General features: G+C 63.6%; 26 protein-coding genes and 1 tRNA gene. 3 read left to right on the forward strand and 24 right to left on the reverse strand.

The genetic code is table 11. The annotated features are described in order from the left end of the window. Positions 1 to 26: 26 nt before the first annotated feature. The 17 genes from DAD186_RS06580 to lysA form a co-directional block, all read right to left on the reverse strand. Positions 27 to 344 carry a F0F1 ATP synthase subunit epsilon gene (locus DAD186_RS06580; protein WP_236886302.1) on the reverse strand — a complete coding sequence of 106 codons (318 nt, stop codon included), beginning with the start codon at positions 342 to 344 and terminating at the stop codon, positions 27 to 29. Between the two features lie 5 nt (positions 345 to 349). Further along, positions 350 to 1,834, reverse strand: coding sequence for a F0F1 ATP synthase subunit beta (gene atpD / locus DAD186_RS06585; RefSeq protein ID WP_065248014.1), 1,485 nt, complete (start codon positions 1,832 to 1,834; stop codon positions 350 to 352). A gap of 27 nt (positions 1,835 to 1,861) precedes the next feature. Further along, positions 1,862 to 2,779 carry a F0F1 ATP synthase subunit gamma gene (locus DAD186_RS06590; protein ID WP_065248015.1) on the reverse strand — a complete coding sequence of 306 codons (918 nt, stop codon included), beginning with the start codon at positions 2,777 to 2,779 and terminating at the stop codon, positions 1,862 to 1,864. Between the two features lie 44 nt (positions 2,780 to 2,823). Beyond that, a complete protein-coding gene (gene atpA, locus DAD186_RS06595; protein WP_065248016.1) occupies positions 2,824 to 4,452 on the reverse strand; it encodes a F0F1 ATP synthase subunit alpha in 1,629 nt (542 codons plus the stop codon). A gap of 71 nt (positions 4,453 to 4,523) precedes the next feature. Next, a complete protein-coding gene (locus tag DAD186_RS06600) occupies positions 4,524 to 5,336 on the reverse strand; it encodes a F0F1 ATP synthase subunit delta (protein ID WP_065248017.1) in 813 nt (270 codons plus the stop codon). Positions 5,337 to 5,350: 14 nt separating this feature from the next. Then, positions 5,351 to 5,893 (reverse strand): F0F1 ATP synthase subunit B, encoded by a 543-nt coding sequence (locus DAD186_RS06605; protein ID WP_065248018.1) that lies wholly within the window; start codon positions 5,891 to 5,893, stop codon positions 5,351 to 5,353. 12 nt (positions 5,894 to 5,905) lie between these two features. Further along, the gene (gene atpE, locus DAD186_RS06610; RefSeq protein WP_065248019.1) at positions 5,906 to 6,136 is read right to left on the reverse strand and encodes an ATP synthase F0 subunit C; all 231 of its coding nucleotides are present in this window, start codon (positions 6,134 to 6,136) and stop codon (positions 5,906 to 5,908) included. Positions 6,137 to 6,230: 94 nt separating this feature from the next. Next, positions 6,231 to 7,037, reverse strand: coding sequence for a F0F1 ATP synthase subunit A (atpB, locus tag DAD186_RS06615; RefSeq protein WP_082991120.1), 807 nt, complete (start codon positions 7,035 to 7,037; stop codon positions 6,231 to 6,233). 187 nt (positions 7,038 to 7,224) lie between these two features. After that, positions 7,225 to 7,644: a hypothetical protein gene (locus DAD186_RS06620; protein ID WP_065248020.1), complete on the reverse strand. Its 420-nt coding sequence runs from the start codon at positions 7,642 to 7,644 to the stop codon at positions 7,225 to 7,227. Further along, entirely contained in the window at positions 7,641 to 8,765 is a 1,125-nt protein-coding gene (locus DAD186_RS06625) for a glycosyltransferase family 4 protein (RefSeq protein ID WP_065248021.1), read from the reverse strand. The genes DAD186_RS06620 and DAD186_RS06625 overlap by 4 nt, the downstream gene beginning before the upstream one ends. Continuing rightward, entirely contained in the window at positions 8,762 to 9,541 is a 780-nt protein-coding gene (locus tag DAD186_RS06630; RefSeq protein WP_065248022.1) for an L-threonylcarbamoyladenylate synthase, read from the reverse strand. Before DAD186_RS06630 ends, DAD186_RS06625 begins: the two co-directional genes overlap by 4 nt. Then, positions 9,538 to 10,464, reverse strand: a complete 927-nt coding sequence (locus DAD186_RS06635; RefSeq protein WP_065248776.1) for a N5-glutamine methyltransferase family protein — start codon at positions 10,462 to 10,464, stop codon at positions 9,538 to 9,540. The genes DAD186_RS06630 and DAD186_RS06635 overlap by 4 nt, the downstream gene beginning before the upstream one ends. A gap of 6 nt (positions 10,465 to 10,470) precedes the next feature. Further along, the gene (prfA, locus tag DAD186_RS06640) at positions 10,471 to 11,568 is read right to left on the reverse strand and encodes a peptide chain release factor 1 (RefSeq protein WP_065248023.1); all 1,098 of its coding nucleotides are present in this window, start codon (positions 11,566 to 11,568) and stop codon (positions 10,471 to 10,473) included. A gap of 104 nt (positions 11,569 to 11,672) precedes the next feature. Beyond that, the gene (gene rpmE / locus DAD186_RS06645) at positions 11,673 to 11,885 is read right to left on the reverse strand and encodes a 50S ribosomal protein L31 (RefSeq protein ID WP_016664822.1); all 213 of its coding nucleotides are present in this window, start codon (positions 11,883 to 11,885) and stop codon (positions 11,673 to 11,675) included. A gap of 156 nt (positions 11,886 to 12,041) precedes the next feature. Then, positions 12,042 to 13,934 carry a transcription termination factor Rho gene (gene rho, locus DAD186_RS06650; protein WP_065248024.1) on the reverse strand — a complete coding sequence of 631 codons (1,893 nt, stop codon included), beginning with the start codon at positions 13,932 to 13,934 and terminating at the stop codon, positions 12,042 to 12,044. Positions 13,935 to 14,212: 278 nt separating this feature from the next. Next, positions 14,213 to 15,142, reverse strand: coding sequence for a homoserine kinase (gene thrB, locus DAD186_RS06655; protein ID WP_065248025.1), 930 nt, complete (start codon positions 15,140 to 15,142; stop codon positions 14,213 to 14,215). A gap of 132 nt (positions 15,143 to 15,274) precedes the next feature. After that, positions 15,275 to 16,687 (reverse strand): diaminopimelate decarboxylase, encoded by a 1,413-nt coding sequence (gene lysA, locus DAD186_RS06660; RefSeq protein WP_065248026.1) that lies wholly within the window; start codon positions 16,685 to 16,687, stop codon positions 15,275 to 15,277. A gap of 164 nt (positions 16,688 to 16,851) precedes the next feature. Here lysA and DAD186_RS06665 point away from each other — a divergent pair, with 164 nt between their 5' ends. Then, on the forward strand, positions 16,852 to 19,110 hold the full coding sequence (locus DAD186_RS06665; RefSeq protein ID WP_065248027.1) for a bifunctional alpha,alpha-trehalose-phosphate synthase (UDP-forming)/trehalose-phosphatase: 2,259 nt from the start codon (positions 16,852 to 16,854) through the stop codon (positions 19,108 to 19,110). A gap of 94 nt (positions 19,111 to 19,204) precedes the next feature. Here DAD186_RS06665 and DAD186_RS10860 read toward each other — a convergent pair whose 3' ends face one another. From DAD186_RS10860 to DAD186_RS06695, 7 genes are all read right to left on the reverse strand, one after another. Further along, positions 19,205 to 19,345: a hypothetical protein gene (locus tag DAD186_RS10860; protein WP_157457104.1), complete on the reverse strand. Its 141-nt coding sequence runs from the start codon at positions 19,343 to 19,345 to the stop codon at positions 19,205 to 19,207. An 87-nt stretch (positions 19,346 to 19,432) separates the two neighbouring features. Beyond that, a complete protein-coding gene (locus DAD186_RS06670; protein ID WP_065248028.1) occupies positions 19,433 to 19,879 on the reverse strand; it encodes a hypothetical protein in 447 nt (148 codons plus the stop codon). Between the two features lie 33 nt (positions 19,880 to 19,912). Next, positions 19,913 to 19,988 (reverse strand) — tRNA-Arg (locus DAD186_RS06675). A gap of 62 nt (positions 19,989 to 20,050) precedes the next feature. Continuing rightward, positions 20,051 to 21,103: a tRNA (adenosine(37)-N6)-threonylcarbamoyltransferase complex transferase subunit TsaD gene (gene tsaD, locus DAD186_RS06680; protein ID WP_065248029.1), complete on the reverse strand. Its 1,053-nt coding sequence runs from the start codon at positions 21,101 to 21,103 to the stop codon at positions 20,051 to 20,053. Beyond that, positions 21,094 to 21,873: a M23 family metallopeptidase gene (locus DAD186_RS06685; protein ID WP_236886221.1), complete on the reverse strand. Its 780-nt coding sequence runs from the start codon at positions 21,871 to 21,873 to the stop codon at positions 21,094 to 21,096. Before DAD186_RS06685 ends, tsaD begins: the two co-directional genes overlap by 10 nt. A 262-nt stretch (positions 21,874 to 22,135) precedes the next feature. Continuing rightward, entirely contained in the window at positions 22,136 to 23,218 is a 1,083-nt protein-coding gene (locus DAD186_RS06690) for a hemolysin family protein (protein ID WP_065248030.1), read from the reverse strand. Beyond that, positions 23,211 to 24,557 (reverse strand): hemolysin family protein, encoded by a 1,347-nt coding sequence (locus DAD186_RS06695; protein WP_236886222.1) that lies wholly within the window; start codon positions 24,555 to 24,557, stop codon positions 23,211 to 23,213. Before DAD186_RS06695 ends, DAD186_RS06690 begins: the two co-directional genes overlap by 8 nt. A 166-nt stretch (positions 24,558 to 24,723) precedes the next feature. Here DAD186_RS06695 and DAD186_RS06700 point away from each other — a divergent pair, with 166 nt between their 5' ends. Together DAD186_RS06700 and DAD186_RS06705 are read left to right on the forward strand one after the other, a co-directional pair. Further along, on the forward strand, positions 24,724 to 25,461 hold the full coding sequence (locus DAD186_RS06700; protein ID WP_082991121.1) for a response regulator transcription factor: 738 nt from the start codon (positions 24,724 to 24,726) through the stop codon (positions 25,459 to 25,461). Further along, on the forward strand, positions 25,458 to 26,534 hold the full coding sequence (locus DAD186_RS06705; protein ID WP_065248031.1) for a HAMP domain-containing sensor histidine kinase: 1,077 nt from the start codon (positions 25,458 to 25,460) through the stop codon (positions 26,532 to 26,534). Before DAD186_RS06700 ends, DAD186_RS06705 begins: the two co-directional genes overlap by 4 nt. Positions 26,535 to 26,539 lie beyond the last annotated feature (5 nt).

A 26,539-nucleotide genomic window follows, 5' to 3' on the forward strand; every position in this document is an offset into this window, starting at 1 on the left:
CCTTTGTGAAAAAGTCTCGCGGACGCTTAAGCGGCGTCCCCCTCGAGCTCTGACGACGGAGTGGAACGCGCAAGAGCCGCCTCGCGGGCCGCTTCCTCGGTGAGGACCTCGTCGGCAACGACGTTCACGGCCTCGTCGTCAACGGAGCAGAAACCGCCCGTGACCTGGAACTCGTGCTTCGCTCCACCGACTTCGGTAATCACCACGGGGCCCTCGCTCAGGAGCGCAAGGTGCGGCTCCATGCCCGCCATGATGCCCATGGCACCATCGATGGCGTGCACCGAGACGTACTCGGCCTCGCCTTCCCAGATGCTGCCCTCGGCCGACACGAAGTTGACCTTCATGGCACTCACTTCGAGGTTTCCTTCTGGATACGATCCCAGTTCTTCAGCACGTCGTCGATACCACCAACGTTGAAGAAGGCCTGCTCGGCGATGTGGTCGAACTCGCCGTCGCAAATGCCCCTGAAGCCCTCGATCGTGTCGCGCAGCGGCACGTCCGAGCCGTCCACACCCGTGAACTGCTTCGCCATGTGGGTGTTCTGCGAAAGGAACTGCTGGATGCGGCGTGCGCGCGCGACGATGACCTTATCCTCTTCCGAGAGCTCATCGACACCGAGCATCGCGATGATGTCCTGAAGTTCCTTGTTGCGCTGAAGAATCTGCTTGACGCGAACCGCGACATCGTAGTGATCCTGGCCGATGTAGCGCGGGTCGAGGATGCGCGAGGTCGAAGCAAGCGGATCGATCGCGGGGTAGAGACCACGCGAAGCGATCTCACGGCTGAGCTCGGTCGTCGCATCGAGGTGCGCAAACGTCGTCGCCGGAGCCGGGTCGGTGTAGTCGTCAGCGGGAACGTAGATCGCCTGCATCGACGTAATCGAGTGGCCGCGCGTCGAGGTAATGCGCTCCTGGAGCACACCCATCTCGTCCGCGAGGTTCGGCTGGTAGCCCACCGCCGAAGGCATGCGGCCAAGGAGGGTCGACACCTCGGAGCCTGCCTGCGTGAAGCGGAAGATGTTGTCGATAAACAGGAGCACGTCCTGGTTCTGCACGTCGCGGAAGTACTCCGCCATCGTGAGAGCCGAAAGTGCCACGCGAAGACGCGTGCCCGGCGGCTCGTCCATCTGGCCGAACACAAGGGCGGTCTTCTCGATCACGCCCGATTCGGTCATTTCCTCGATGAGGTCCCAGCCCTCACGCGTGCGCTCGCCAACACCGGCGAACACGGAGACGCCGTCGTGGTTGTTCGCCACGCGGTAGATCATCTCCTGAATAAGAACGGTCTTGCCCACGCCGGCGCCGCCGAACAGGCCGATCTTGCCACCCTGCACATACGGGGTGAGGAGGTCAATCGACTTGATGCCGGTCTCGAACATCTGAGTCTTCGACTCAAGCTGATCGAAGTTCGGGGCCTTGCGGTGAATGGGCCAACGCTCGTTGATCTCGAGCTTCTCACCCTTGTCGCCGTTGAGCACATTGCCCACGACGTCGAACACGCGTCCGAGGGTGAAGTCGCCAACGGGAACGGAGATGGGTGCGCCCGTGTCGCGCACGGCCTGGCCGCGCACGAGACCGTCGGTCGGCTTGAGTGCGATACCGCGCACCATGCCGTCGCCGAGGTGCTGGGCGACCTCGAGGGTGAGGGTCTGCGTGCTCGTGCCGCCGTCCTCATCGCCCGTGGGCAGCTCAATCTCGGTGACGAGAGCGTTGTACATGTCGGGGATCTGGCCCGCGGGGAATTCGACGTCGACAACGGCGCCGGTCACGCGAGCGACACGACCGATGACGGCGCTAGCCTCGGTCTGTGCCGGGGCATTTTCGGTGATGGTCATTCTTTTACTCCAAATGTGCTTTCGTGCTCAGCGTTCTTTCCTGCCGGAGGCATTGAGGGCGTCCGCACCGCCCACGATCTCCGTGATTTCCTGCGTGATCTCGGCCTGGCGAGCGGAGTTTGCGAGGCGCGTGAACTTCTGGATCTGCGTTTCCGCGTTGTCGGTCGCGGTCTTCATGGCCTTCTGCCTGCTCGCGTGCTCCGACGCGATCGATTGAAGAAGGATGTTGATGATGCGCGACTCGACGTAGCGCGGCACGAGCTGTTCGAACACCTCTTCGGCGTTCGGCGTGTACTCGTACAGCGGGTACTGGCGGGTCAACCGGCTCTCGGCTCCGTCGGCACTCAGCTGGAGCGGGACGAGGCGCACGACGTTCACGTCCTGGCGGAATCGGTTCGTAAACCGGTGCCCCACGACGTAGAGCTCGTCGAGATGGTCATCGATTTCTTCCGTGAGTAGAGCCTCGCGAAAGAGTGAGGCGATTTCGCGACCGAGTTTCGGAAGGTCTTCTTCCTTGACGCCGATCCACGACTTCTCCGCCGGTCGGTTACGGAACCGGTAGTACGAATCGCCCTTGCGACCAACGACGTACATGATCGGCTCTTTGCCCTCGTCGCGAAGCTTGTTCGTGAGGTGCTCGGCCTCGCGGATGGCGCTCGGCGAGTACGAACCCGCCATACCGCGATCCGAGGTAATGAGGAGAACACCGACGCGGTTCGAGAAGGTGCGATCCGCTTCAAGGAACGGGTGGTTCGCCTCTTCCGAGTGCTGCACGACCGAGGCGATCGCGTTCGTGATCGCCTGCGCGTAGGGGGTCGTGGCCTGCACGCGTGCGTGCGCCTTCGAGATTCGGGCAGCCGCGATCATTTCCTGGGCCTGGAAGATCTTCTTCATGCCCTTCGCGGAGCCGATCCGCTTCTTGTATTCCCTTTGCTGGGCTCCCATATCTCTCCCTCGTGACTAACGTTCTCTTACTCGAACATCCGCCACTACTTGGAGGACTTGAGGATCGACTCTTGCTCGATTGACTCGTCCTCGATCACGCCATTGTTGTCGTACACGGCGTCCTTCTGCTTCTCAGCGAAGTAGTCGCGCTTGACGTTCTCGATCACGGTCTCGAGTTCCGCTTCGGTTTCCGGCGAGAACTTCCTGGTCTCGCGGATGGTTTCGAGGATCGTGCCGTTGTGGCGCAGGAACTCGTGCAGGCGCCCCTCAAACTCGAGGATGTCCTCGACCTCGATCTCGTCAAGCTTGCCCTTCGTGCCGGCCCAGATCGACACCACCTGCTCCTCGAACGGCATGGGCTTTGCCTGGCCCTGCTTGAGAAGCTCAGTAAGGCGAGCGCCGCGCGCAAGCTGCTGCTTCGAGGCCGCGTCAAGATCCGAGGCGAACATCGCGAATGCCTCGAGGTCGCGGTACTGCGCGAGCGAAATCTTGAGCGTACCGGAAACACCCTTCATGGCCTTGGTCTGTGCCGAACCGCCAACGCGCGACACCGAGATACCCACGTCGACTGCGGGGCGCTGGTTGGCGTTGAAGAGATCCGACTGAAGGAAGCACTGGCCGTCGGTAATCGAGATGACGTTCGTCGGAATGTAGGCCGAGACGTCGTTGGCTTTCGTTTCGATGATCGGCAGACCGGTCATCGAACCGCCACCTATGTCGTCGGAGAGCTTCGCACAGCGCTCAAGCAAACGCGAGTGGAGGAAGAAGACGTCGCCCGGGTAGGCCTCGCGGCCCGGCGGACGGCGAAGCAGAAGCGACACGGCGCGGTAGGCCTCGGCCTGCTTCGAGAGGTCGTCGAACACAATGAGGACGTGCTTGCCCTCGTACATCCAGTGCTGGCCGATTGCCGAGCCCGCGTAGGGAGCGATGTACTTGAAGCCCGCGGGGTCGGAGGCAGGGGCAGCAACGATAGTGGTGTAGTCGAGCGCGCCGTTTTCTTCGAGGGTCGCGCGCACGGAAGCGATCGTCGAGCCCTTCTGGCCCACGGCAACGTAGATGCAGCGCACCTGCTGATCCGGGTCGCCCGTTTCCCAGTTGGCCTTCTGGTTGAGGATCGTGTCCACGGCGATCGTGGTCTTGCCGGTCTGGCGGTCGCCAATGATGAGCTGGCGCTGGCCGCGACCGATCGGGGTCATCGCGTCGATGGCCTTGATGCCGGTCTGGAGCGGTTCCTTCACGCTCTTACGCTGCATGACGCTCGGCGCCTGGAGTTCGAGTGCGCGGCGGCCCGTGGTCTCGATGTCACCGAGGCCGTCGATCGGGCGGCCCATCGGGTCAACGACACGGCCGAGGTAGCCGTCGCCAACGGGGACCGAAAGGACCTCCCCGGTGCGGCGCACCTCCTGCCCTTCTTCGATGCCGGTGAATTCACCGAGAACAACGACGCCGACCTCGCGAAGTTCGAGGTTGAGGGCGAGTCCAAGCGTGCCGTCCTCGAAGCGCACGAGCTCGTTTGCCATGAGGTTCGGCAGGCCCGAGACGCGTGCAATGCCGTCTGCTGATTCGGTAACGCGGCCGATTTCTTCGCGACCTGCGTTCTGGGGCTGGTAGTTCGACACCGCAGTGTCGAGTGCGTCCCGGATGTCCTCGGGACGAATGGTGAGCTCGGCCATCGCGCTCCGCTTCCTTCTTGGTCATTCCCGGTGCTACCGGGAGGGGTGGTACGTGTTCTCGTTGGTGATTCTTAGGCGGAAATGCGTTCGCGCGCATCGCGAACACGGCCGAAGATCGTGGCGTCGTAGAGGTCGTCACCGATCGTGATGCGGAGGCCGCCAATCACGCTCGGGTCGATCTCGTAGTTCAGGCTCAGCTCCCCGCCGTAACGGGCGGAAAGGATGCGCGTGAGGCGTTCCTGCTGCTCGGGAGTCAGTTCGACCGCGCTCGTGACGACGCCGGAACGGCGGTCACGTTCGGCGCTCGCAAAGTTCGCGAACCCGAGGAGTCGGGCGGGAACCTTGGCAGAGGGCTCGAAGCTCACCGCTTGAGCGGCAATGGCGACGGTTGCCTCATCCACCTTGCCACTCAGGAGCCTCTCGATGATCCCTACGCGCGCCGAGATGTCGTCGCGCTTGGAGTCGAACGCTTCGGAGAGCTCCGGGGTGTCCTCGACGAGGCGCGCGACCTGAAAGAGTTCTTCTTCCACGGTGTGCGCTGCACCTCGCCCTCGAGCTTCATCGAGAACGAGGGAGACGCCCGCAAACTCGATTCCTTCGAGGAGGTGGTTTTGCTCCGACCATGTGCATCGCGAGGCCTCAAGAAGAACCTCGAGAGCGGCCTCACTAACGCGGCCGCCGAAAAGGCGCCGCACGACATCGGCCTTGAGGTCCTCGTCGCGACCGGGGTCGCTCAAGAGGCGCACGAGCTGATTGCTCGAGTCGATGACGCGCACGGCTTCGAAAAGCTCGTGTGCGATCTCGGTGGTGGGGGCGTTCGCCGAGGTGGACTCCGAGGCGCGCCTAAGCACGCTGTGGAGCGACTTGGCGGAAACTCCGCGCATGTGCTGTGCCTTCCTTACTTCGCCGCGGTCGACGATTCAAGCTCGTCGAGGAAACGATCGATCACGCGGCGCGAGCGCTCATCGTCACTAAGCGACTCGCCCACGATCTTCGAGGCGAGGGTGCTCGCAAGCGAGCCAACTTCGCCGCGAAGCTCGGCGCTTGCCTGCGCCTGCTCGGCCGCGATTTGCTGCTTGCCCGCACCGATCATGCGCTCGGTCTCGAGGCTTGCGCGAGTGCGAGCCTCTTCGATGATGCGCGAGCCCTCTTCGCGGGCCTTTTCGCGCATCTCAGCGGCTTCACGGCGTGCGGCAGCGAGTTCGCCTTCCTGCATGGCCTTGAGGCGATCGGCCTCGTACTGGGCCTCCTCCGCCTTACGGATTCCACCCTCGATCTTCGCTGCACGTTCGTCCAGGACCCGATTCATCTTCGGGAGAACGAACTTCATGAATACGACGGCAAAGATGAGGATGAAGATGGCGCTCCAAAAAATTTCAGGGACATGGGGGATGAGCAAGTCGTACTTGCTGACCTCCCGTTCTCCACTTGCCAGATACATTCGGATTTAGCCTCAGGAGAAGAGGAGGCCGGTGACGATCGCGAGGAGCGCGATAATCTCGACGAATGCCATGGCGATAAGCATCGTGGTCTGAAGCGAGCCGCGGATCTCGGGCTGGCGCGCCATCGACTCGACGGTCTTGGCGCCGATCATACCGATGCCGAGGGCCGGGCCGAAGGCCGCGATGCCGTAGGCGAGCGACGAGAGATTGCCGTTGATTTCAGCGAGAATGGTGGTGCCCACGAGGGTATTCCTTTCAGTTTTCTGCCGCGTTGTCGGGCAGGGTTTCGGTTGTGAGCCGAGGCTCGGGGTGGAAAATCGGGAAAATCGAAGCGCCTTAGTGGCTTTCGCTCGTCGCCATGTTGATGTACACGGCGGAAAGTACGGTGAAGATGAAGGCCTGCAGAAGGGCAACGAAGATTTCGAAGCCGAAAATGCCGAGTGCAAAGGCCCCCGCGAAGGGAGTCGCGGCAATGAGCCACGATCCTGAGAAGAGGATCGCCTGCGTGAGGGAAATGAAGACGACGAGCATCATGTGACCAGACACCATGTTGGCGAGAAGACGCACGGTGAGCGAGAACCAGCGCACGACGGCGAGCTGGAGAAACTCGATGGGTGCGAGGAGGAGGTACACGGGCTTCGGAACGCCCGGGGGCATGGTCTCGTGCTTGAAGTACCCGAGGAAGCCGTGCTGCTTCATGCCGCAGTACACGTAGGTGCCGAAGGTCCACATCGCGAGCAGGAACGGCATGCCGATCACGGAGGTGCCGGCGAGGTTGAGGCCCGGGGTCACGCCCGCGAGGTTCATCGAGAGGATGAGGAAGAACAGCGTGTAGAGCATGGGCGCGAAGCGGCGGCCCTTTGCTTTACCGAGCACGGGCTCGATCGCATTGTCGCGAATGAAGCCCATGAACATCTCAAAAATGCTCTGGATGCGCCCCGGCACAACCTTGGCCCGGGAGGCTATTGCGTAGGTAATCGCGAGGCATCCCACCACAACGATGAGGCGAACGAGCTGCACGCGATTGAACTCAAACGGGGTGCCCGCAAAGAGAAGCGCGTCAGGGAAAAAGTCGGCGAGGGAGGGGATGTGAAAATCCAGCCCACCTTCGGCGACGAGTCGCGAAGTTTCGCTAGGAATCAACTGCTCTTACTCCAGAGTTGTCGGCTCACGCTCGGCGTTCACCACGGGCAGGGGACGATCTGTTCGACGCGGCCGCGTTGCCGTGCAGGCGCCTTCAGCACACATGCAGACTTCGCCGCTAATCGTTCAGCATTCCGTATCAATATAACAGAGGAGGAGGCGGACTTTTGACTCAGGTCGGTGCCTCTTACACCTCAATTTTCGGGCGCGTACGCGCAAGGAGCACTCCTTCGACCGCGGTTGGGGCAACCGCGCCAAAGAGAAGCGCGATTCCTACCCACGGCATAGAGAGCCATGTTGCTTCCCTGAGCAGAATGAGACACACAATCAGCACGAGCATCTTGCCGCCCCACGTGCATGCGACAGTGCCGAGCATGATGACGGGGCTCTGGGCAATCCCCCAGTACGCGACGATGAGTGCGGGCAAGGTGATCACGAGCGAGAGCAAAGCGCCAACGATCGCGCCGTTTCGGGCAAGCGGGTCAAAACCCACCCAAGCGACAAGCACGACGACGGCAGCGATCACTGCGCCCACGGCCACCGCAGAAACGATCGCTTTTTGCACCAGAGCGTTATTGTGCGCGCGGTTCTTTTCTGCGGTGCTCATGAGGTTTTCTCCACGTCCTGGTCTTTTCGAGCGCGAGCGAGCGCCCGCAGGGGGTCAAGGGTCACGACTATAGCGATGACGAGTGAGCCAATCCAAATGATCATTGCGGTCTTGACCTCGAAAAATACGGGCGCAAGGAGGCACAGGCACACGAGCGCGGTCCACGTGTACATGATCAGCACGGCGCCGAGTTTCGAGTGGCCAAGGTTGAGCAGGCGATGGTGCAGGTGTCGACGGTCGGCATGAAACGGCGATTTTCCACTTCCCACACGCCTGATCACCGCGAGCACCATATCGAGGGCTGGAAGGATCATCACGCCCACGGGCATGAGGATCGGGAGAAGCTGGCCGAAGGCATCGGAGGGGGCGAGGCGAGCCGGATCGACCTGGCCCGTGACGGCGATGGTTGCCGAGACCAACAAGAGACCGAGAAAGAGTGCTCCCGAATCCCCCATGAAGATGCGCGCTTTGGAAAAGTTGTGCGGGAGGAATCCGAGGCACGCACCAATCATGACCGCGGTGATGAGCGCGGCCATCGAGGAGTAGTCGGTCGAGGAGACGTCGCGCGTGAGCAGGTAGGCGTAGATAAAGAAGGCTCCTCCCCCGATCGCCATGACCCCGGAGGCGAGTCCGTCGAGTCCGTCGATAAAGTTCACGGCGTTCATCGCCGCCACAATCACGATGACGGTCAAAATGAGCGAGGACCGAGCGGAAATGAGCGTGAGCCCCCCGATCGGGAGGGTAGTCAACTGCACTCCCTGCGACGCGACGAACAGCGCGATGAGCACCTGGCCGGCAAGTTTCGTGAGCCAGTCGAGGTCAAATTTGTCGTCGAGACCGCCGAGCAAGCAAATAAGCCCGCCGGCAATGAGGATCGACCAGACTTTAAAGGAACCGCGAAAAATGGGGTCGAGGAAAGGAACGTTCGAGGCAAGCACCATCGCGACCGCGACACCCGCGAACATCGCCACCCCACCGAGTCGAGGGGTGACATCCTGATGCACATCGCGGTCGCGCACGGCGGTCATCGCGCCGATGCGCCTCGCAACGACGCGCGCCGCGGGCGTCACGAGATAGGTGACGGCCGCGGCGATCAGGAGAAGAAAGAGGTAAACCCTCAAGCGTCGGCCTTATCCTCGCCGGCAGTGGATTTATCTTCGGGCGCCTTCGCGCCGTCGGCTTCTTGAACCTCTCCGGGCTCTACAGATTCTTCGACGTGGTCGACCTCTTCGGGATCGTGCGGCTTTTCGGGCGTGAAGATTTCCCCGAACTTTTCCACGATCTCTTCTTCGCTCAACGCACCACGGCGCAGGATCTTCGGGGGGTTCACTGTCGCGTCGATGATCGTCGAGGACTCACCAATGCGCGATTTGCCGCCGTCGAGGTACACCTCGACTGCATCACCGAGCTGCACGGCCGCGTCCATGACGCTCTTGGCGGCCTCACCACCGTGCTTATTCGCACTCGACACGGCGAGCGGACCGGTCCTCTTGAGAAGCGCGATTGCGGCCTCGTGGTTGGGCATGCGCAGCGCCACCGTGCCCTTGGTTTCGCCAAGGTCCCAGTGCAGGGAGGGCTGGGCCTGGACGATCACGGTGAGCGGGCCGGGCCAGTATTCCTCCACGAGATCCTCGATAATCGGAGGAATATCGAAGCCGAGGGCGTGCATAACGTTCGGGTCACCGATCAGCACGGGAGGCGGGAACTGGCGGCCACGGCCCTTGGCATCGAGGAGCGCTTGAACGGCGTCCTTGTTAAAGGCATCGGCACCGATCCCGTACACGGTGTCGGTGGGCAACACGAGGAGTTTGCCGTCCTTGACGGCGGTGGCTGCCGCCTCGAGGGCGGCCTCGCGCGTGGATTCGTCGGTGTAGTCGTAAACGCTCACGTGCCTCATTCTCTCACTTGTGGTGCGCGGTGCGCCACGAGGAAGCGGTCGCGTCCCGTGAGATCGCACGCGGTGCGGATCATCTCGAATTTTCCTGCGGCCCCGGCGAGCGCTCGAGTCGCGTCCCCCTGACTTTCATCGTGCTCCATCACGAGGAGCCCACCTGGACGCAAGAGGCGTGCGGCGAGCTCAATCACGGCGCCGGGAACGTCGAGCCCGCTCTCCCCTCCCCCAAAGAGCGCCTCGTGCGGGTCATAGTCGCGCACCTCGGGGTCGGAAGGGATTTCGCGTGCCGGGATGTAGGGAGGGTTTGCAAGGACGAGGTCGAGCGGCCGCTCGGGAATGTACGCTCGCACAAAGTCGTCGAGTTCTTTTTTCTCCGTGGGCAATTCGGCGCAAAAAACGTCGGAGCGGCCTGGCCCGGCAGCTTCGCAGTTGCGCTGCGCAAGTTCCACGGCGCGCGGGTTCACGTCAAACGCGCTCACGCGGGCGGCGGGGAATTCGTCGAGGAGCGCGGCGGCGAGGGTTCCGCTTCCGGTGCAGGCGTCAAGGGCGCGCAGGGGGTCCGACGCTTGCTGGCCTTCGTCGTGCACCCACGTGTGGGCGATGTCGAGCGCGAGCTCGGTCTCGGGCCGCGGCAGAAACACGCCGCGGGCGGTTTCGAGGGTGAGACGGCGAAAGGGGGCTTCGCCGAGAATGAGCTGTAGGGGCTCGCGTTTTTCGCGGCGTGTGAGCACCGCGTCGACGTCAGCTTCGAAGGTTTCGGGGAGCTCGTCGAGGAGCACGAGGGACGTGCCCGCACGCGCGGCGTGGGTGACAATGAGCCGTGCCTCAGCCTCGGCGGAGTCAATGCCTGCCGCGTGCAGTCTCGAGCGTGCATTGCGCCGCGCGAGCGCGACGCGCTGCGACACGCTGAGCCTCCCGCGAGTCATGTGCACCTACTCGTTCGAGCCTGCGGCGGCGAGCATCGCTTCACGATCAGCATCCATGAGGGATTTCACGACCGGCTCAAGATCGCCGTTGAGAACCTGGTCGAGGTTGTTCGCCTTGTACCCGGTGCGGTGGTCGGCGATGCGGTTCTCGGGGAAGTTGTAGGTGCGGATGCGCTCGGAGCGATCCACGGTGCGCACCTGGGAGCGACGGGTCGCGGAGGCTTCCGCTTCCTGCTCGGCGTGCACGGCGTCGAGCAGGCGCGAGCGGAGGATTCGCATGGCTTGCTCCTTGTTCTGGAGCTGACTCTTTTCGTTTTGGCAGCTCACGACGAGCCCCGTGGGAAGGTGCGTGATGCGCACGGCCGAGTCGGTCGTGTTCACGCTCTGCCCGCCTGGGCCAGACGAACGGTAGACATCGATGCGCAGGTTGTTCGGGTGGAGCTGTTCCGCGAGAAACTCGTCTTCATCTGCCTCGTCGGCCTCGGGCACAACGAGAACACCGACGGCCGAGGTGTGGATGCGGCCCTGAGATTCGGTCACGGGCACGCGCTGCACGCGGTGCACACCGCCCTCGTATTTGAGGTGCGCCCACACGCCTTCAGCGGGACCCACATTGCCGCGCGTGCGGATCGACATCGAGAGATCTTTGTAGCCGCCGAGGTCATTCTCGGTCTCGGTAATGATCTCGGTGCTCCAGCCATTCCTTGTGGCGTATGCCTCGTACATGCGCACGAGATCTGCGGCGAACAGGGCTGACTCGTCGCCGCCCGCACCGGCCTTGACTTCGAGGATCACGTCGCGCGCGTCGTTGGGGTCGCGCGGCGCGAGCAGGTCCTCAAGCGTAGCCGTGAGTTCTTCGCGCTTGGCTTCAAGCGCCTTCGCTTCCTCCGCCATCGACGAATCCTCTTCGGCAAACTCGCGCGCCGTTTCGAGGTCCTCGCCCGTCGCAAGCCACTCGCGGTACGCCCTCACCACGGGACCGAGCTCGGCGTACCGGCGCCCCACGCGCTTGGCCTTGTTGTGGTCGTTGTGAAGCGCGGGATCGGCCATTTGCTGCTCGAGGGCCGAGAATTCATCAACGAGCGAGGACACATTCTCAAACATGAGGGTCTTTCTTGACGTGGTGTAGCGGGCGTGGAGGTTTCGCGTACGCGAAAGCGGCGCCGACATCCCACATGGAGGCGGGGTGCCAGCGCCGCTTTGAAAAGCTACTTCTTGCGCTTGCCGTAGCGTGCTTCGAAGCGGGCCACGCGGCCACCGGTGTCAAGAATCTTCTGCTTACCGGTGTAGAACGGGTGGCAGGCCGAGCACACCTCGGAGTTGATCTTTCCGTCGGCTTTCGTGCTGCGGGTCACGAACGTGTTGCCACAGGTGCAGGTCACCGTGGTCTCCACGTATTCGGGGTGGATCCCCTTCTTCATGTGATGTCTCCTTTTCAATCATGGCCGCTGGGTCGGCTCCGCGACGCGGGCCGTGAACCAGAACCGCCGTCCAGTTTCCCATGAAAGGAAGCCGGAGCTCCAGTTGGCGGCCTGTAACTCTGCTTACAGGCCGCTTCCCATGAGCGTCGCCCGGACTTATTCGCCCTGGCGAGGAACTTTCGGGGTGGATTTCGACACGGCGAGCAGGAACTCCCCGTTGTTCTGCGACTTCTTGAGGCGTTCGAGGAGAAGCTCGATCGCTTGCTGCTGCTCGAGCTGGCTGAGCACACGGCGCAGCTTCCACATGATCGCGAGCTCTTCGTTGCCCATGAGCTCTTCTTCGCGGCGCGTGCCTGACGCATTGACGTCGACGGCGGGGAAAATGCGGCGCTCGGCGAGCTTGCGGTCAAGCTTGAGCTCCCAGTTGCCGGTGCCCTTGAACTCTTCGAAGATCACTTCGTCCATCTTCGAGCCGGTATCCACGAGCGCGGTCGCGAGGATCGTGAGCGAGCCGCCATTTTCCACATTGCGGGCTGCACCGAAGAAACGCTTTGGCGGGTAAAGCGCCGAGGAGTCGACACCGCCCGAGAGGATGCGGCCCGAGGCTGGCGCCGCGAGGTTGTAGGCGCGGCCGAGGCGCGTGATCGAGTCGAGGAGCACAACCACGTCGCGGCCCATTTCCACGAGACGCTTCGCGCGCTCGATCGCGAGCTCGGCGACGGTCGTGTGGTCGTCAGCGGGGCGGTCGAAGGTCGAGGCGATGACCTCACCCTTGACGGTGCGCTGCATGTCGGTGACTTCCTCGGGGCGCTCGTCGACGAGCACAACCATGAGGTGAACCTCGGGGTTGTTCTGCGTGATCGCCTCGGCAACCTGCTGCAGGATGATGGTTTTACCGGCTTTCGGCGGTGCCACGATCAGGCCGCGCTGCCCCTTACCCACGGGGGCAACGAGGTCGATGATGCGAGGCGTGAAGTTCGTGGCCTTGTTCTCGAGGCGAAGCCGCGTATCGGGGTACAGCGGCGTGAGCTTGTTGAATTCGACGCGAGCTTTCGCCTTCTCGGGGGTCATGCCGTTGACAGTGTCGACGCTCACGAGTGCCGCGAACTTCGAGTGGGCCTTGTTGCCTCGCCCGCGCCCACGGCCGCCACCACCGTGGTGGAAGTCCTGCTGGCGCTGCTGCTCTTCGCCGTCCTTGGGGGCCTTGACCTGGCCCACGATTGCGTCGCCTTTACGCAGGCCATACTTACGCACCTGGTTCATCGACACGTAAATATCGCTCGGGCCGGGGAGGTAGCCGGTGGTGCGCACGAAGGCGTAGTTATCGCGAATGTCGAGAATGCCCGCAACCTTGACGAGCACGTCGTCTTCGCGCACCTGCGGCTCGCCGTTGTCGTCGTGATCGCGGCGGTTACGATTGCGGTTGCGCTCACGACCGCGCGAGCGGCGACCGCGACGGTCGTTGTTGTTGTCGTCTCCATCGCCGCGGTTGTTGCGGCGGTCGCGGCGGCCTTCGCCTTCGCGATTCTTTTGATCGGAGTCGTTGCCGCCCTGCCCGCGGTCGCTGCGGCGATCGCGACGGTCCTCGCGCGCGTCCTTGCGGCGCTCGCGCGCGGTCTCGGAGTCAGGGAGTTTGATGTCTTCGACGCGGCGGGGGCTGTCCCCCCGGCGGCGAGCGTGGCGGTCGCCGCGCTCGTCGTCGTTGTCGCGGGCTTCAGCAGCGCGGTTGTCCTGAGCGGTGCCCTGGTCGTCGCTCGACTTTTCGCTCTGGTCTTTGCGGGGGCGCGCGGGCTTCTCTGCCTGCTCAGCGCTCGCAGCGCTCTTTGTGTTCGCCTGGGCAGGTTCGGCCGTGCCCGCGGTTTCAGCGGCGCTCGCCTTGGGAGCGCGCGCGGCGGGGGCCGACGGCACCTTGCCCGTGCTGATGGCTTCAATCAGCTCGCCTTTGCGGAGCTTACGCACGCCGCGGATGCCCATGGAAGTCGCGATGGCCTGAAGCTCCGGGAGCCTCTTTGCGGAGAGCTCGGCGGCGTCGGTGTAGTTGTCGTTCACCCGGGGTCCTTTCTGAGGTGTGTGTCCCGTGGTTGTTCCCAGTTTCGTGAGGTGACGGTGCTCTTTTCGGGGAAAAACGCGCGCTCGGGCGCTTGGCGAGAGGCTCGTGATGCTTTCACGCCGAAGGAGGGGCACCAGTCGGTGTCAGGAATGCTCGGCCGCCATGAGAATGACTCGTATGCGATCGCCTACCGCCGAGGGAAGGATTGTGGCTTTACGCGGTGGCGGTTCGCCAGCCTTCAACGAGGGCGGGGCCACGTTCGCGTGGCCGAGCACCCTCACGATAACACAGTGCGAATGCCCTCTTGTGCAAGGGGCACGCGGGCGAGGCGCCAGTCGTCCGGGTCCTCAACCACTTCACTCACGATACGCGCGATGTCGGCTGGAGCATCGGCGGGAATAAGTACCGTCGGGCCCGCCCCCGAGATCACGGCGGGCACGCCCTGCGAGCGCAGCACGTGCACGAGGCTCACACTCTGGGGCATCTGCCCGCTCCGGGCATCCTGGTGAAGGCGATCGGCGGTGGCAGCAAAGAGACGTGAGGGATCCTCCGCGAGGGCATGGATGAGCAGCGCGGCGCGGGCGATGTTATGGGTCGCGTCGCTTCGGCGCACCTCAGGGCTCAACATCGCGCGCGCCGTGGTTGTCGAAGAGGTGCGGTTTGGGGCAATGATGAGCGGGCGTAGAACGGGGCGGCCGTCGTCGGCGTTCGCGACGCGCAAGCGCACGGCACGAACTTCTTCTCCCTCGGTGTAGGCGAGGCATGCACCTCCGTAGATGGCAGTGGCAACGCTATCGGGATGCCCCTCGATCGAGGCGGCGATCTCGAGCATCGCCTGATCGTCGATTGCGCTTGGGTCCTGGAGAATTCCTCGCGCAAGGGCAATTCCGCCCACGATTGCCGCGGCGCTCGAGCCCAGCCCCGATTCTTGGGGGATAACGTTCGTGCACGTGAGCCGCACGCCAATTTGGGGCGCGCCCACCCATTCGAGGGTCTCGCGCAGCGTGCGGACGATGAGATTCGTGTCGTCGACGGGCAGCTCACCTGCCCCTTCGCCGTTGATCACCACCTCGGTGGCGCCCGTGGTGACCTCGAGCGTGTAGCGGTCGCGAAGGTCAAGGGCAATGCCGAGGCTGTCGAAGCCCGGCCCAAGGTTGGCGCTCGTCGCGCACGGCTGAACCGTCACGCGTTCTCTCGCGATTCTCACACTTGCCTCTCTTCATCGCACTGCTGCCGCGGCGCTTCACCGGTGACTCGTACCGGCCTGATGCGGGTAGCGTCGCTTCAAGCGTAGCGAGTTTCCGGGGTGCGGTGTCCGACGGTTGCCACTTTTCTGCCGCTACCCGAGGTCTCGCGCGAGGAGGTCCTCGAGGGTTTCGCGGCGGATCATTTCGGTGACCCTGCCGTCTTTGACGGAGACGACGGCGGGCTTGAGTGCGCTGTTGTAGTTGGAGGCGAGGGCATAGCAGTAAGCGCCCGTGACGGGCACGGAAACGAGGTCGCCGCGCTTCACGTCGCCCGGGAGGTATTCGTCTTTCACCACGATGTCGCCGCTTTCGCAATGTTTGCCAACGATGCGAACGACGCGCGGCTCAACCGCGGAGGTGCGACTCGAGAGCAGGCACGAGTAGTCGGCATCGTAGAGGGTTGTACGGATGTTGTCGCTCATGCCACCGTCGATCGACACGTACAGGCGTTTTTGACCCGCGCCGAGCTCGACGTCCTTGAGCGTGCCCACGGTGTAGAGCGTCTGCGTGGAAGGGCCCGCGATCGCGCGCCCGGGTTCGAAGCCGAGTCGCGGAACCTCAAGGTCGAGCGCGCGGCAAGAGTTGTCCACGATGGCGGCGAGCTGTTCGGCGAGCTGACCGGCCGTGCGCGGCGTGTTCTGAGTCGTGTACATCACGCCGAAACCACCGCCTAGAACAATGTGGGTCAGCGGCCTGCCAATCGCGTCGCGCCCTTCCTTCGCGAGCGCAAGCACGCGCCGTGCCGCGACCTCGAAGCCGTTCGTGTCAAAGATTTGGGACCCAATGTGGGAGTGGAGCCCGTCGAGCGTGAGGGCCTTTGCGGCCTCGACGCGCCGGATCGCTTCGAGGGCCTCCCCCGTGGCGATCGAGATGCCGAACTTCTGATCCTCGTGGGCCGTCGAGATGAACTCGTGCGTGTGCGCCTCCACGCCCGAGGTGACGCGCAGGAGCACGCGTTGACGTACGCCCCTCGCCACGGCGATGTCGTTCACGCGGTCGATCTCCTCGAGGGAATCGATCACGATGCGCCCCACCCCCGCTTCGATCGCGAGGGAAAGCTCGGCATCGCTCTTGTTATTGCCGTGGAATGTCAGACGGGTGGCGTCGGACCCCGTGCGAAGCGCAATCGCGAGCTCCCCACCCGAGCACACATCGAGGCCGAGCCCTTCGGAACGCACCCACCGCGCGACCGCGGTCGAAAGAAAGGCCTTGCTCGCATAGCTCATGTCCACGCCGGCAAGCGGCGCGAAGGCGCGCTCGAACGTGTCACGGAAAAGCCGGGCGCGTTGGCGGAAATCTTCTTCGTCGATCACGAATGTGGGCGTGCCGAACCGTTCCTTGATCTCCCGAACGCTCACGCCGGCAACCTCGACCTCTCCGCGAGCGTTGCGTGTCGTGTTCGCACTCCAGAGCCCTTCGATGAGGTGGTTGACGTCGCTTGGATAGGGCAGCCACTGGGGAACGAGATCATTCCCGTGAAGAGCTCCTGCCTCGTGTGCGCGCATGCCTACTCCTTGCTTGTGGATGGCGTTCGGTGAGCAAAACCCTAGGTCGTGGGCACGTCGTGGCGTGCACGTGTCCACGTGGAAAGATGCGGAACTTTACGCGAGCACCCATCCACAATTGATAGCGTCGAGGCGTGAAGCACGTGCCTCGGTAAAGGAGCATCATGTCCCGCGCATCCCTCGTCGTCGTTGCCAATCGCCTCCCTGTCGATCGCAAAACCGCCCCCGATGGTTCGACCGAGTGGGTGACGAGCCCCGGCGGCCTCGTGACCGCGATGGAGTCGGTCATGCGCAACGCTGAATCAGCCGCGTGGGTGGGCTGGGCCGGCGGTGCCGATGAGGACATCGCCCCGTTCGACATCGACACGATGCATCTCGTTCCGGTCACCCTCACGGCCGAAGAGGTCGAGAAGTACTACGAGGGATTCTCGAACGACACGCTGTGGCCGCTCTACCACGACGTGATCGCCGACCCGAACTTCCACCGCACGTGGTGGGACGTGTACGTCGAGGCAAACCGCAAGTTTGCGAAGGCCGCGGCCGCCGCGACCGCCGAGGGCGGCACGATTTGGGTGCACGACTATCAGCTGCAACTCGTTCCCGAAATGATCCGCAGCCTGCGCCCCGATGTCACGATCGGCTGGTTCAACCACATTCCGTTCCCGCCGTTCGAGCTGTTCGCGCAGCTGCCGAAGCGCGATTCGGTTTTGCGCGGCCTGCTCGGTGCTGATCTTCTCGGCTTCCAGCGCGAGCGTGATGCCATCAACTTCACCACGTGCGTGCGTCAAATCCTCGGTTATCGCGCGAGTGAGCATCAGATCGTCGTGCCTGGACTCGGTCTCGAAGAGGACCGCACCGTCGAGGCGCGTTGCTTCCCGATTTCGATCGACGTGAGCGTGTACGACGAGCTCACGAAGGATCCGACTGTGCTCGCGCGCGCGAAGGAGATCCGCGAGCAGCTCGGCAACCCGAAGAAGGTCGTGCTCGGCGTGGATCGTCTCGATTACACGAAGGGCATCCGCCACCGCCTCAAGGCGTACGGCGAGCTCCTCAACGATGGAGCGATCGACCCTCACGACGTCACTATGATCCAGGTCGCGACCCCGTCGCGCGAGAGGGTCGATGCGTACAAGCAGCTTCGCGATGAAATCGAGCTGACCGTCGGCCGCCTCAACGGCGACTTTGCGCCGATTGGCCGCCCCGCAATCTCGTACATGCACCGCACGTTCCCCCGCACCGACATGACCGCGCTTTACATGTGCGCGGACGTGGTGCTCGTGACGAGCCTTCGCGACGGAATGAACCTCGTGGCAAAGGAATACATCGCCTCTCGCATCGATGAGCGCGGCGTGCTCGTGCTCTCGGAGTTCACGGGCGCGGCCGATGAGCTTCGCGCCGCAACCCTCGTGAACCCGCACGACATTGACGAGCTCAAGTCGGCGATCCTTCACGCGCTCGCCATGAGCGAGGAGGAGCAGCAAGACAACATGCGATCGCTGCGCCGCCAGGTGTTCGATCACGACGTGCAGCGGTGGGCGTCGGATTTCCTCGAGTCGCTCGAGCGCGTGGGTGGGGATCGCAGTGCGGAAGCCAAGAAGGCTCCGGCTCGCCCCACTCTCAGTTCCGACGCTTGCCCGCCACGCGCCGAGCTCGATTCTGCACTCGAGGCTTTCGCGGCAACGCCGCGCGTGCTGGTCGCCTCGGATTTCGACGGGGTTCTCGCACCGATCGTCGCGAACCGCGATGAGGCACGCGCCCTCCCCGAATCGCTTCAGGCGCTTCGCTCCCTCTCTGGCCTCGACGGCACGAATGTGGCTCTCGTGTCGGGTCGCTCCCTTGAGGATCTCGATTCGCTCACGGAAATGCCAAGCTCGGTGGTGCTCATCGGTTCGCACGGCGCGGAGGTGGGCGCGCTTCCCGAGAGCATGGATGCGGGAATTCTCGATTCGTCGTCGCTCTCAATGACGGACGAGCGCCGCTCGCAGCTCGCCACGATCACCGCAGCTCTCGAGCGGATTTCCCGCAAGTACCCGGGCACCGAAGTGGAGAAGAAGCCCACGGCCGCCGTGCTCCACACGCGCAATGCGAAGGGCCGCGGCGCCGCAAACGCCACCGAGGAAGCCCTCGAGTATGCCCGCTCGATCCGCCACGCGAAGGTCACGCCCGGCAAGGCCGTCGTGGAATTCTCGGTGATCCCCGCAACGAAGGGCGAAGCGATCGACGCTCTCGCCCGCGCGTGCGCGTGCGACGCGTGGCTCTACCTGGGCGATGATGTCACCGACGAGTCCGTGTTCAATCGCGCCGGCGAAAGCGACCTCACGATCAAGGTTGGCCCCGGCGAGACCGCGGCGAGCTTCCGTATCGCCGATCCGGAAGAGGTCAAGGAACTGCTCGCGCAGCTGCTCGCAAAGCGCGCGGAATAAGGCGAGCGTGACACTTGAGGCCTAACGTGTCACCGCCGAAACGTTCGTGAAACTTTAGGCCTCAAGGTTTCACCTCTCGCGTGGGGCCCGGCGCCTAGTAGTTCTGCATCGCGTACGTCGCGACGCGCTCGAAGAGAGCCCCATCGACGGACAGAGCGTTCGCGACGAACTCGGCACGGAGGATCTCGAACACGTTGGTGCTGCCGCGTGTTTTGAGTGCCTGATCGAGTTTCATCGCGAGTTTTTCCTCCACGATGCTGCCGTCGGTGTTCTCACGCAGAGGGGTCGCCGAGCAACTCGATCATGAAACTCTGAGCGGGTCTCACATCTCTATCTCCCGCCCCAGCACCCAATCGGGAATCATCACCTCGCGGGCGTAGTAATCGAAGATGGGGGCGGCTTCTGCTGCGGTCCAGACGTCTTCGGGATAAACCTGGATGCTCGGGTAGCGGGGGTGGATCGCCGAAGTTTCATCGCCCTCCGGCTCTTCGCGACAGAGAACAAAGTGCACGTAGGTGCCGTCGGATCTGGTGTAACGAAACTCGATGGTGAGGCGCTCGGCAGTGCCCGCGCACTGAAGGTACTGGTCAAGATAGTCGGGGCTGGCAAACTCCTCGTCTGCCGGGTAGTGCCATAGCACGAGCGAATGGAGACTCTCGCCGTCCATGCGCTCGAGGGTGCGCTCGAAGCCGATTTTGCACTCATGCTTCGCCTCGTACGAGGTTTCACCGTTGATTGTCAGGGCCGGTGCCCACTCGGTCTCCATCATGGGGGACAATCTAGCACGACGAAATAAGGGGGATGGCGCCCGCGACAGGATTCGAACCTACGACCTTCTGCTCCGGAGGCAGACGCTCTATCCACTGAGCTACGCGGGCAACCGTGCCAGTCTAGCAAGATCAGGCACGGGGCGCGCCCTCGGGGCGCGAAACGTGATGCGCTAGGCGGGAACGGGCAACTGGGCCCCGTGAAGAACTGCCGACGGATCCGCCGCAATACCGAGGCCACTCGGCTCGGCGCCGCTGCGCACGAGGAGGTCGCCGACGGCGGCGATCATCGCGCCGTTGTCCGTGCACAGGCTCGGCGGGGGCACGCGAAGCTCGATACCGCGCCTGTCGCACTGCTCCTGCGCCTTCAGGCGAAGATGCCTGTTCGCGGCGACACCACCAACGATGACGAGGGCGCTCAGCTTCTTCTCCTGGCACGCCTTCACAGCCTTGGTCACGAGCACGTCCACAACTGCTTCCTCGAACGAGGCTGCAATATCCGCAACGGGAACGGCAGCGCCCGTGCGCTCGATCTGCTCGACGGTGCGGGCCACGGCCGTCTTCACGCCAGAGAACGAGAATGTGTACGGGTGGTCGCCCGCACGAAGCATCGCGCGCGGGAAACGAAAAGCTTCGCGGTCCCCCTCAAGTGCGGCCTTCGAAATTGCGGGGCCGCCCGGGTAGCCGAGGCCCAGCAGACGCGAGACCTTATCGAATGCTTCGCCAGCGGCGTCATCGAGCGTGTCACCGAGGTGCACGATCGGGTCACGAACGAGGTCGCGGACCTCGAGGATCGAGGTGTGCCCGCCCGAGACGATCAGGATGATGCTGTGCTCGGGAAGCGCGCCATGCTCGAGCGTGTCCGCGGCAGCGTGCCCAGCGAGGTGGTGCACGCCGTAAAGAGGTTTATCGAGGGCCCACGCAATCGACTTCGCCGCCGCAAGCCCCACGTGCACGGCAGTGGCGAGGCCGGGGCCGGACGTTGCGGCCACGTGTGTGATGTCTTTCGGCTCAACGCCGGCGTCCTTGAGCGCGATCTGGAGGGTGGGAACAACCGCATCGAGGTGGGCACGGGCGGCGATTTCAGGAACCACTCCCCCGAATTCCGCGTGTTTCGACGCGGACGACGCAAGCCCCTGACCTAGAAGTTTTCCTTCACTGACAATTCCGAAGCCGGTCTCATCGCACGAGGACTCGACTCCGAGAACGACCGGGCTCAACGCCACAGCGACATCGGATCGACGTGGCTTTCGCCCTTCTTGAGGCCAAAGTGAAGATGGCAGCCCGTTGAACGGCCGGTGGAGCCAACCTTGCCCACCTGCTGGCCCTTCTCAACCGTGTCGCCAGCGCGCACAGATACGGATGAAAGGTGGTAGTACTCGGTTTCCACGCCGTTGCCGTGCTCGATCACGACGGCATTGCCGCTCGCGGAGCTCTTGTAACCGGCGAGCGCGGCGGTGCCGGACTCGGCGGCGTACACGGGGGTGCCGCAGTTCGCGCCGAAGTCAACGCCGTCGTGCATCTTGCGGTACCCGAGGGTGGGGTGAACGCGGTAACCAAACGGGGAGGTGATGGGGGCACCGGGTGTGGGCTTTTGCCACTCGCCATCGCCGGCGACCTCACCGAGGCCAGCGGCTTCGACTTCGGTCTGCTCGACTTCGGCCTCGAGGTTCCCCTCAATCGCGGTATCCGCGTAGCTGATCTGGTCACTCTGCACGGCCGCGGGAAGCGCGGCGCTCTGCACAGCCGCCGTTTCCTCAGCAACTTCCTGTTGTTGTGGGGCGATGGCCTCCGACGTGGCCTCGACGCTCGAAGGGAGAACCGTGCCCTGATCGGCGGCCGCAGCAGCAAGCGGAACGGCGATCGTCGCCGTGGCGAGGGCGCCTACGACACCAACCTTGACGGCCGAGCTCGCGGCCTCCGAGTTGCGCCTGGTCCCCTGTGCTGGCTGGAGGGGCCTCATCTGAGCCCTTCCGGCTGCGCGATGCTTCGCCACGGTGTTCGTCCTTCTACCACGTTGATGATCAATGCTCGCGCGGGGCTGCCGCGCAGGCCCTCACGGATGGGGAAGCTCCGCTTTTAGGACCACTACTAACGTAGGCCCACGAACAGCCCCAACCGGCCCACCTGAACGAGTGATTGCCGAATTTTTACTGTCTGCGTCTCGCGCATCACTTCCCAGGCGCACGTTCGACCCACACAGAAACGCGCCACACACATTGTTGTGTGCGGCGCGTCACGTCTCTTTACCAAGGGGCCTACGCTCGAGCGCCCGCGGGGCGAGCACCGGCAAGGCGCTGGCGCTGCATAACGTCGTTGACCTCGCCCACGAGCTCCTCGAGAACGTCTTCGAGGAACACCGCACCCACGCTCCTGTGGTTCGCGGAATCAACGCGGGCCATGTGCGCACCGTTGTACTGCATGGCGCGCAGCACCTCCTCTACGTCATCATCGTCGGCCACCGAGACGACCGCGCGAACCTTACCCGGGCTCACCGGGGTCGTGTACACCGAGGGGTCTTCGCCATCAAGCACGATCATGTCCTTGAGGTGCAGGTAGCCCACGAGGTCTCCCGCGTCATTCTTCACGCCGAGACGGCTGAATCCGGTACGCGCCACGATCTCCTCGAACTTCTGCGGAGTGATGCCGTAGCCGACCGTCACCACGTCCTCCATGGGCACCATGACGTCGCCCGCGACATGGTCGGAGAACTGGATCGCCCCCTTGAGCAGGCCCTGTTCGTCGTCAAGAAGCCCTTCGCGTTCTGATTCGTCCACGATTGCAGCGATATCTTCTGCCGTGAACTGCGATGACACTTCGTTCTGCGGTTCTACCCCGAGGAGGCGCAGCGCCGCATTTGCGGTGGCGTTAAGGAGCCAAATCACGGGACGCAAAATCTTTGTGAGCCACACGAGGGGCGGCGCGAGAAGACGAGCGGCCCCCACCGGAAGCGCAATCGAAAGGTTCTTCGGCACCATCTCGCCAAGCACCACGTGCAAGTAGCTCGCAATGAGAAGCGCGATCGTGAACGAGATCGGGTGCACGAGCGCCTCGGGAACACCGAAGCTTTCGAAGATCGGCTCAATGAGATGGGCGATCGCGGGCTCGGCTACCGCGCCGAGCGTCACCGAGCACACGGTCACCCCGAATTGTGCGGTGGCGAGCATGAGCGACACGTGCTGAATCGCCCACAGCGCGGTTTTCGCACCAGGCTTCCCTTCGGCCGCGAGCGGCTCAAGCTGGCTGCGGCGCACGCTCATCACGGCAAATTCAGCACCCACGAAGTACGCGTTGCCCGCGAGCATCGCGAGACCAATCAGAAGTGCGGCAAGGTCACTCATTGCTGCCCTCCTCCTCGTGTTCCGTGCGCGCACGCGCCTCGTCGGAAAGTAGTTTCATGTCTACGGTGTCCACGCGGCGGCCATCGAGGTCCACGACCTCGAAGCGCACGCCCGGCACCTCCACCACGTCACCGACCTCCGGGAGCCGCTCGAGGCGGTCCATGATGAGACCGCCGAGGGTTTCATAGTCGGGAGATTCGGGGATGATGACCCCCATGTCACGGCGAATCTCATCGGGGCGCATGAGGCCCGAAACCGTCCACTCGTCCACCCCGCCCTGGGCAAAGCGCTCGGGTTCATCGGTGTCGTGTTCATCGGAAACCTCGCCCACGATCTCTTCGATCACGTCTTCGAGCGTGACGATTCCGGCCGTGCCGCCGTACTCGTCGATCACCACGGCGAGCTGTGCGCCTTGGGCACGCAGATCCTCGAGAAGTGAGTCGAGGCCCACGGTTTCAGGCACGCGCACAACTTCGCTCATGATCTCCTCCACGCGCGTGCGCGAACGCTCGGAGGGCGGGAGCTTGATCGCCTGGCGTGCCTGCACGATCCCCACAACGTCGTCTTCACTCTCGTCAGTCACGGGAAAACGTGATTTGCCAGAATCGGCGGTGAGGGCGAGCACTTCCGACGCCGGCTCGCTCATATCGATGCTGATCATCGCTCCGCGATGCGTCATGACGTCGGCAGCCGTGCGGTCCGCAAGTTGAAGCGTGCGGGAAAGTAGCACCGCGGTGCCCTCATCAAGGGTGCCTGCCTGAGCCGAGTGCCGCACGAGCGAATCGAGCTCCGCGGGTGAGCGCGCCGCCGAGAGCTCTTCTTGCGGCTCAACTCCGAGGAGGCGCAAGAAGAAGTTCGCGGTCGCGTTAAACATCATGATGAGCGGCTTGAGCGCGATCGTGAATCCGTGCTGCATCGGTGCCACAATCTTGGCCGTCTCAAATGGCGCCGCGATTGCAAGGTTCTTCGGGATGAGTTCACCGAACACGACCGAAAAGCCGTAGGAAAGCACCATCGCCAGCGCAAGCGCGGTCGTGGACACAATCGAGGCCTCGAGCCCCGTGAACGACAGCAGGCTCGAGAGCACGTTGGTCAGCGGATCTTTGACCGCAAAACCGAAAATAAGCGTCGTGATCGTAATGCCTACCTGCGCACCCGAAAGGTTCGTGGAGAGGTGGGTGAGGGCATTCATCACGCCCTTCGCCCCCTTATCGCCACGCCCCACGGCCTTTTCCACCGTGTGTTTATCGAGCGCTACGAGGGAGAATTCTGAGGCCACGAAAATGGCCGTTCCGGCGGTCAGGAGAAGGCCCACGCCGAGGAGGATCCAGGTCATCATGCCCGCTCACCACCCGCGAGCGTCAAAGCCGAGGTACCGCTCGAGCGGCGAAGGTGAGGGGGCATGGAACTTCGAGGTGGTGAATCGTTTTCATTCATCGTACGCGCCACTATAGTGCACGTTTCCTTCACAGCCGCACGAGATTTTGCGCAATAGGGTTGAGATCATGATGAGCACTTCACCCACACCCGCGAGCGCCGCGGAATCGCACGCCAGAATCGTCGTTGTGGAAGATGAGCGCACGATCGCGCGCACGATCAGCGACCGCTTGAGCGCCGAAGGCTGGACCGTCGCGATCGCCCACGATGGCCCTTCGGGGGTCGCGACAATCGAGAACTTTAAACCCGATGCGGTCGTTCTCGATGTCATGCTTCCCGGTTTCGATGGACTCGAGGTGTGCCGCCGCGTGCGGGGTCTCGGCGAGTTCGGGGTACTCATGCTCACTGCCCGTGACGAGGAATCCGACATGCTTGTGGGCCTCGGTGTGGGGGCAGATGACTACATGACCAAGCCCTTCTCAATGCGCGAACTCGTGGCACGCCTCAAGGCCCTCGTGCGGCGCGTGCGCCGAAACGCCTCCACACCGGAGGCGAACGCGCCCTCGAAGATTGAACTCGGTGACCTCGTGATCGACCGCGACTCGAGACGCGTCACACGCGGCGGAAACGAAGCACACCTCACGCCCACCGAATACGACCTTCTCGTATGTCTCGCGCTCGCGCCCGGAACGGTGCTCACGCGCGAACAACTCCTCGAAGACGTGTGGGACTGGGTGGATGCGACCGGCACCCGCACGGTGGATTCCCACGTCAAGGCGCTTCGCCGGAAGCTCGGGAGCGACCTCGTGAGAACCGTCCACGGGGTGGGGTATGCCCTTGAGGTTCCGGAAGGTGAGCTCGCGTGAGGGTTCCGACGCAGGCCCTCGACTTATCGCCCCTTCAGCGCTTTGGCTCGTTCAAGGTCAAACTGGGCGTCATCGTTGCCGTATCCGTGCTCGTCGCCGCACTCCTTGGCTGGGCCGGTTCAGCTGCGGGACTCAATCCCCTGCTCTTCATCCCGCTCACGGTGCTCGCCGCTCTCGTCGTGACACAGATCCTCGCGCGAGGCATGACGCGGCCCCTGAGAGAAATGACCGTCGCCGCGAAGGCCATGGCGCTCGGAGATTACGGCAGGCGCGTCACCACAAAATCTCGCGACGAGGTGGGGCAGCTCGCGTCGGCCTTTAACACGATGTCCGCTGAGCTTGCCCGCACGGATGAGCTCCGCCGCGACCTCGTGGCAAACGTCTCCCACGAGCTGCGTACCCCCGTCGCGGCTCTGCGCGGCCAGCTGGAAAACATGGTCGACGGCGTGACCCCCGCGACGACCGAGAGTCTCGAGATTGCGCTCGGCGAGACTGAACGCCTCACGCGGCTCGTCACCCATCTCCTCGACCTCTCACGGCTTGAGGCCGGAGTCGTGGATATTGAGCGCGAGCGCATTGCCCTCACGCCGTTTCTTCACGAAGCCGTGGACAGCGCCCAACTTGCCGCACGTGTGCAAGAGCGTGACGTGCGCTTCGTGATCGACGTTCAGCCGCAAGAGTTATGCGTGACCGCCGATCCCGCGCGCATTCACCAAGTCATCGCGAACCTGCTCGACAACGCCTCGCGCCATTCTCCGAGCGGCGGCACAATCTATGTGCGCGCGTGGGAGTTCAAGAACACAGGTTCGATCGCCATCGAGGTGCGTGACCAGGGCCCCGGCATCGCCGAAGCGGACCGCGAAGCCGTTTTCGAACGTTTCGAACGCGGCGGAACTCCCGATCAAAGCGGCGGCACAGGCCTGGGCCTCGCGATCGCACGCTGGGCCGTGGAGTTACATGGCGGAACCATCGAGGTGATCGACCATCCGGGGCGCGATTCTGCGGACCCAAGCTCGACGATCCGCGTTCTGCTCCCGAACACCCCCCAACGTGACGAGCGCGCGCTCGGTTAGTCTTG

Origin of the sequence: Dermabacter vaginalis (assembly GCF_001678905.1) — a bacterium.
GTDB lineage: Bacteria > Actinomycetota > Actinomycetes > Actinomycetales > Dermabacteraceae > Dermabacter > Dermabacter vaginalis.

Excerpts from the sequence above, each read along its gene's own strand:
- prfA (WP_065248023.1), bottom strand. The coding sequence starts at position 11,568 with ATGTTTGAGAATGTGTCCTCGCTCGTTGATGAATTCTCGGCCCTCGAG.
- DAD186_RS06605 (WP_065248018.1), bottom strand. The coding sequence starts at position 5,893 with ATGTATCTGGCAAGTGGAGAACGGGAGGTCAGCAAGTACGACTTGCTC.
- DAD186_RS06700 (WP_082991121.1), top strand. The coding sequence starts at position 24,724 with ATGATGAGCACTTCACCCACACCCGCGAGCGCCGCGGAATCGCACGCC.
- DAD186_RS06635 (WP_065248776.1), bottom strand. The coding sequence starts at position 10,464 with ATGACTCGCGGGAGGCTCAGCGTGTCGCAGCGCGTCGCGCTCGCGCGG.
- atpA (WP_065248016.1), bottom strand. The coding sequence starts at position 4,452 with ATGGCCGAGCTCACCATTCGTCCCGAGGACATCCGGGACGCACTCGAC.
- rpmE (WP_016664822.1), bottom strand. The coding sequence starts at position 11,885 with ATGAAGAAGGGGATCCACCCCGAATACGTGGAGACCACGGTGACCTGC.
- DAD186_RS06665 (WP_065248027.1), top strand. The coding sequence starts at position 16,852 with ATGTCCCGCGCATCCCTCGTCGTCGTTGCCAATCGCCTCCCTGTCGAT.
- DAD186_RS06580 (WP_236886302.1), bottom strand. The coding sequence starts at position 344 with ATGAAGGTCAACTTCGTGTCGGCCGAGGGCAGCATCTGGGAAGGCGAG.
- lysA (WP_065248026.1), bottom strand. The coding sequence starts at position 16,687 with ATGCGCGCACACGAGGCAGGAGCTCTTCACGGGAATGATCTCGTTCCC.
- DAD186_RS06620 (WP_065248020.1), bottom strand. The coding sequence starts at position 7,644 with ATGAGCACCGCAGAAAAGAACCGCGCGCACAATAACGCTCTGGTGCAA.
- DAD186_RS06630 (WP_065248022.1), bottom strand. The coding sequence starts at position 9,541 with ATGAGGCACGTGAGCGTTTACGACTACACCGACGAATCCACGCGCGAG.
- DAD186_RS06690 (WP_065248030.1), bottom strand. The coding sequence starts at position 23,218 with ATGAGTGACCTTGCCGCACTTCTGATTGGTCTCGCGATGCTCGCGGGC.
- DAD186_RS06590 (WP_065248015.1), bottom strand. The coding sequence starts at position 2,779 with ATGGGAGCCCAGCAAAGGGAATACAAGAAGCGGATCGGCTCCGCGAAG.
- DAD186_RS10860 (WP_157457104.1), bottom strand. The coding sequence starts at position 19,345 with ATGAAACTCGATCAGGCACTCAAAACACGCGGCAGCACCAACGTGTTC.
- DAD186_RS06695 (WP_236886222.1), bottom strand. The coding sequence starts at position 24,557 with ATGATGACCTGGATCCTCCTCGGCGTGGGCCTTCTCCTGACCGCCGGA.
- atpD (WP_065248014.1), bottom strand. The coding sequence starts at position 1,834 with ATGACCATCACCGAAAATGCCCCGGCACAGACCGAGGCTAGCGCCGTC.
- DAD186_RS06600 (WP_065248017.1), bottom strand. The coding sequence starts at position 5,336 with ATGCGCGGAGTTTCCGCCAAGTCGCTCCACAGCGTGCTTAGGCGCGCC.
- DAD186_RS06670 (WP_065248028.1), bottom strand. The coding sequence starts at position 19,879 with ATGATGGAGACCGAGTGGGCACCGGCCCTGACAATCAACGGTGAAACC.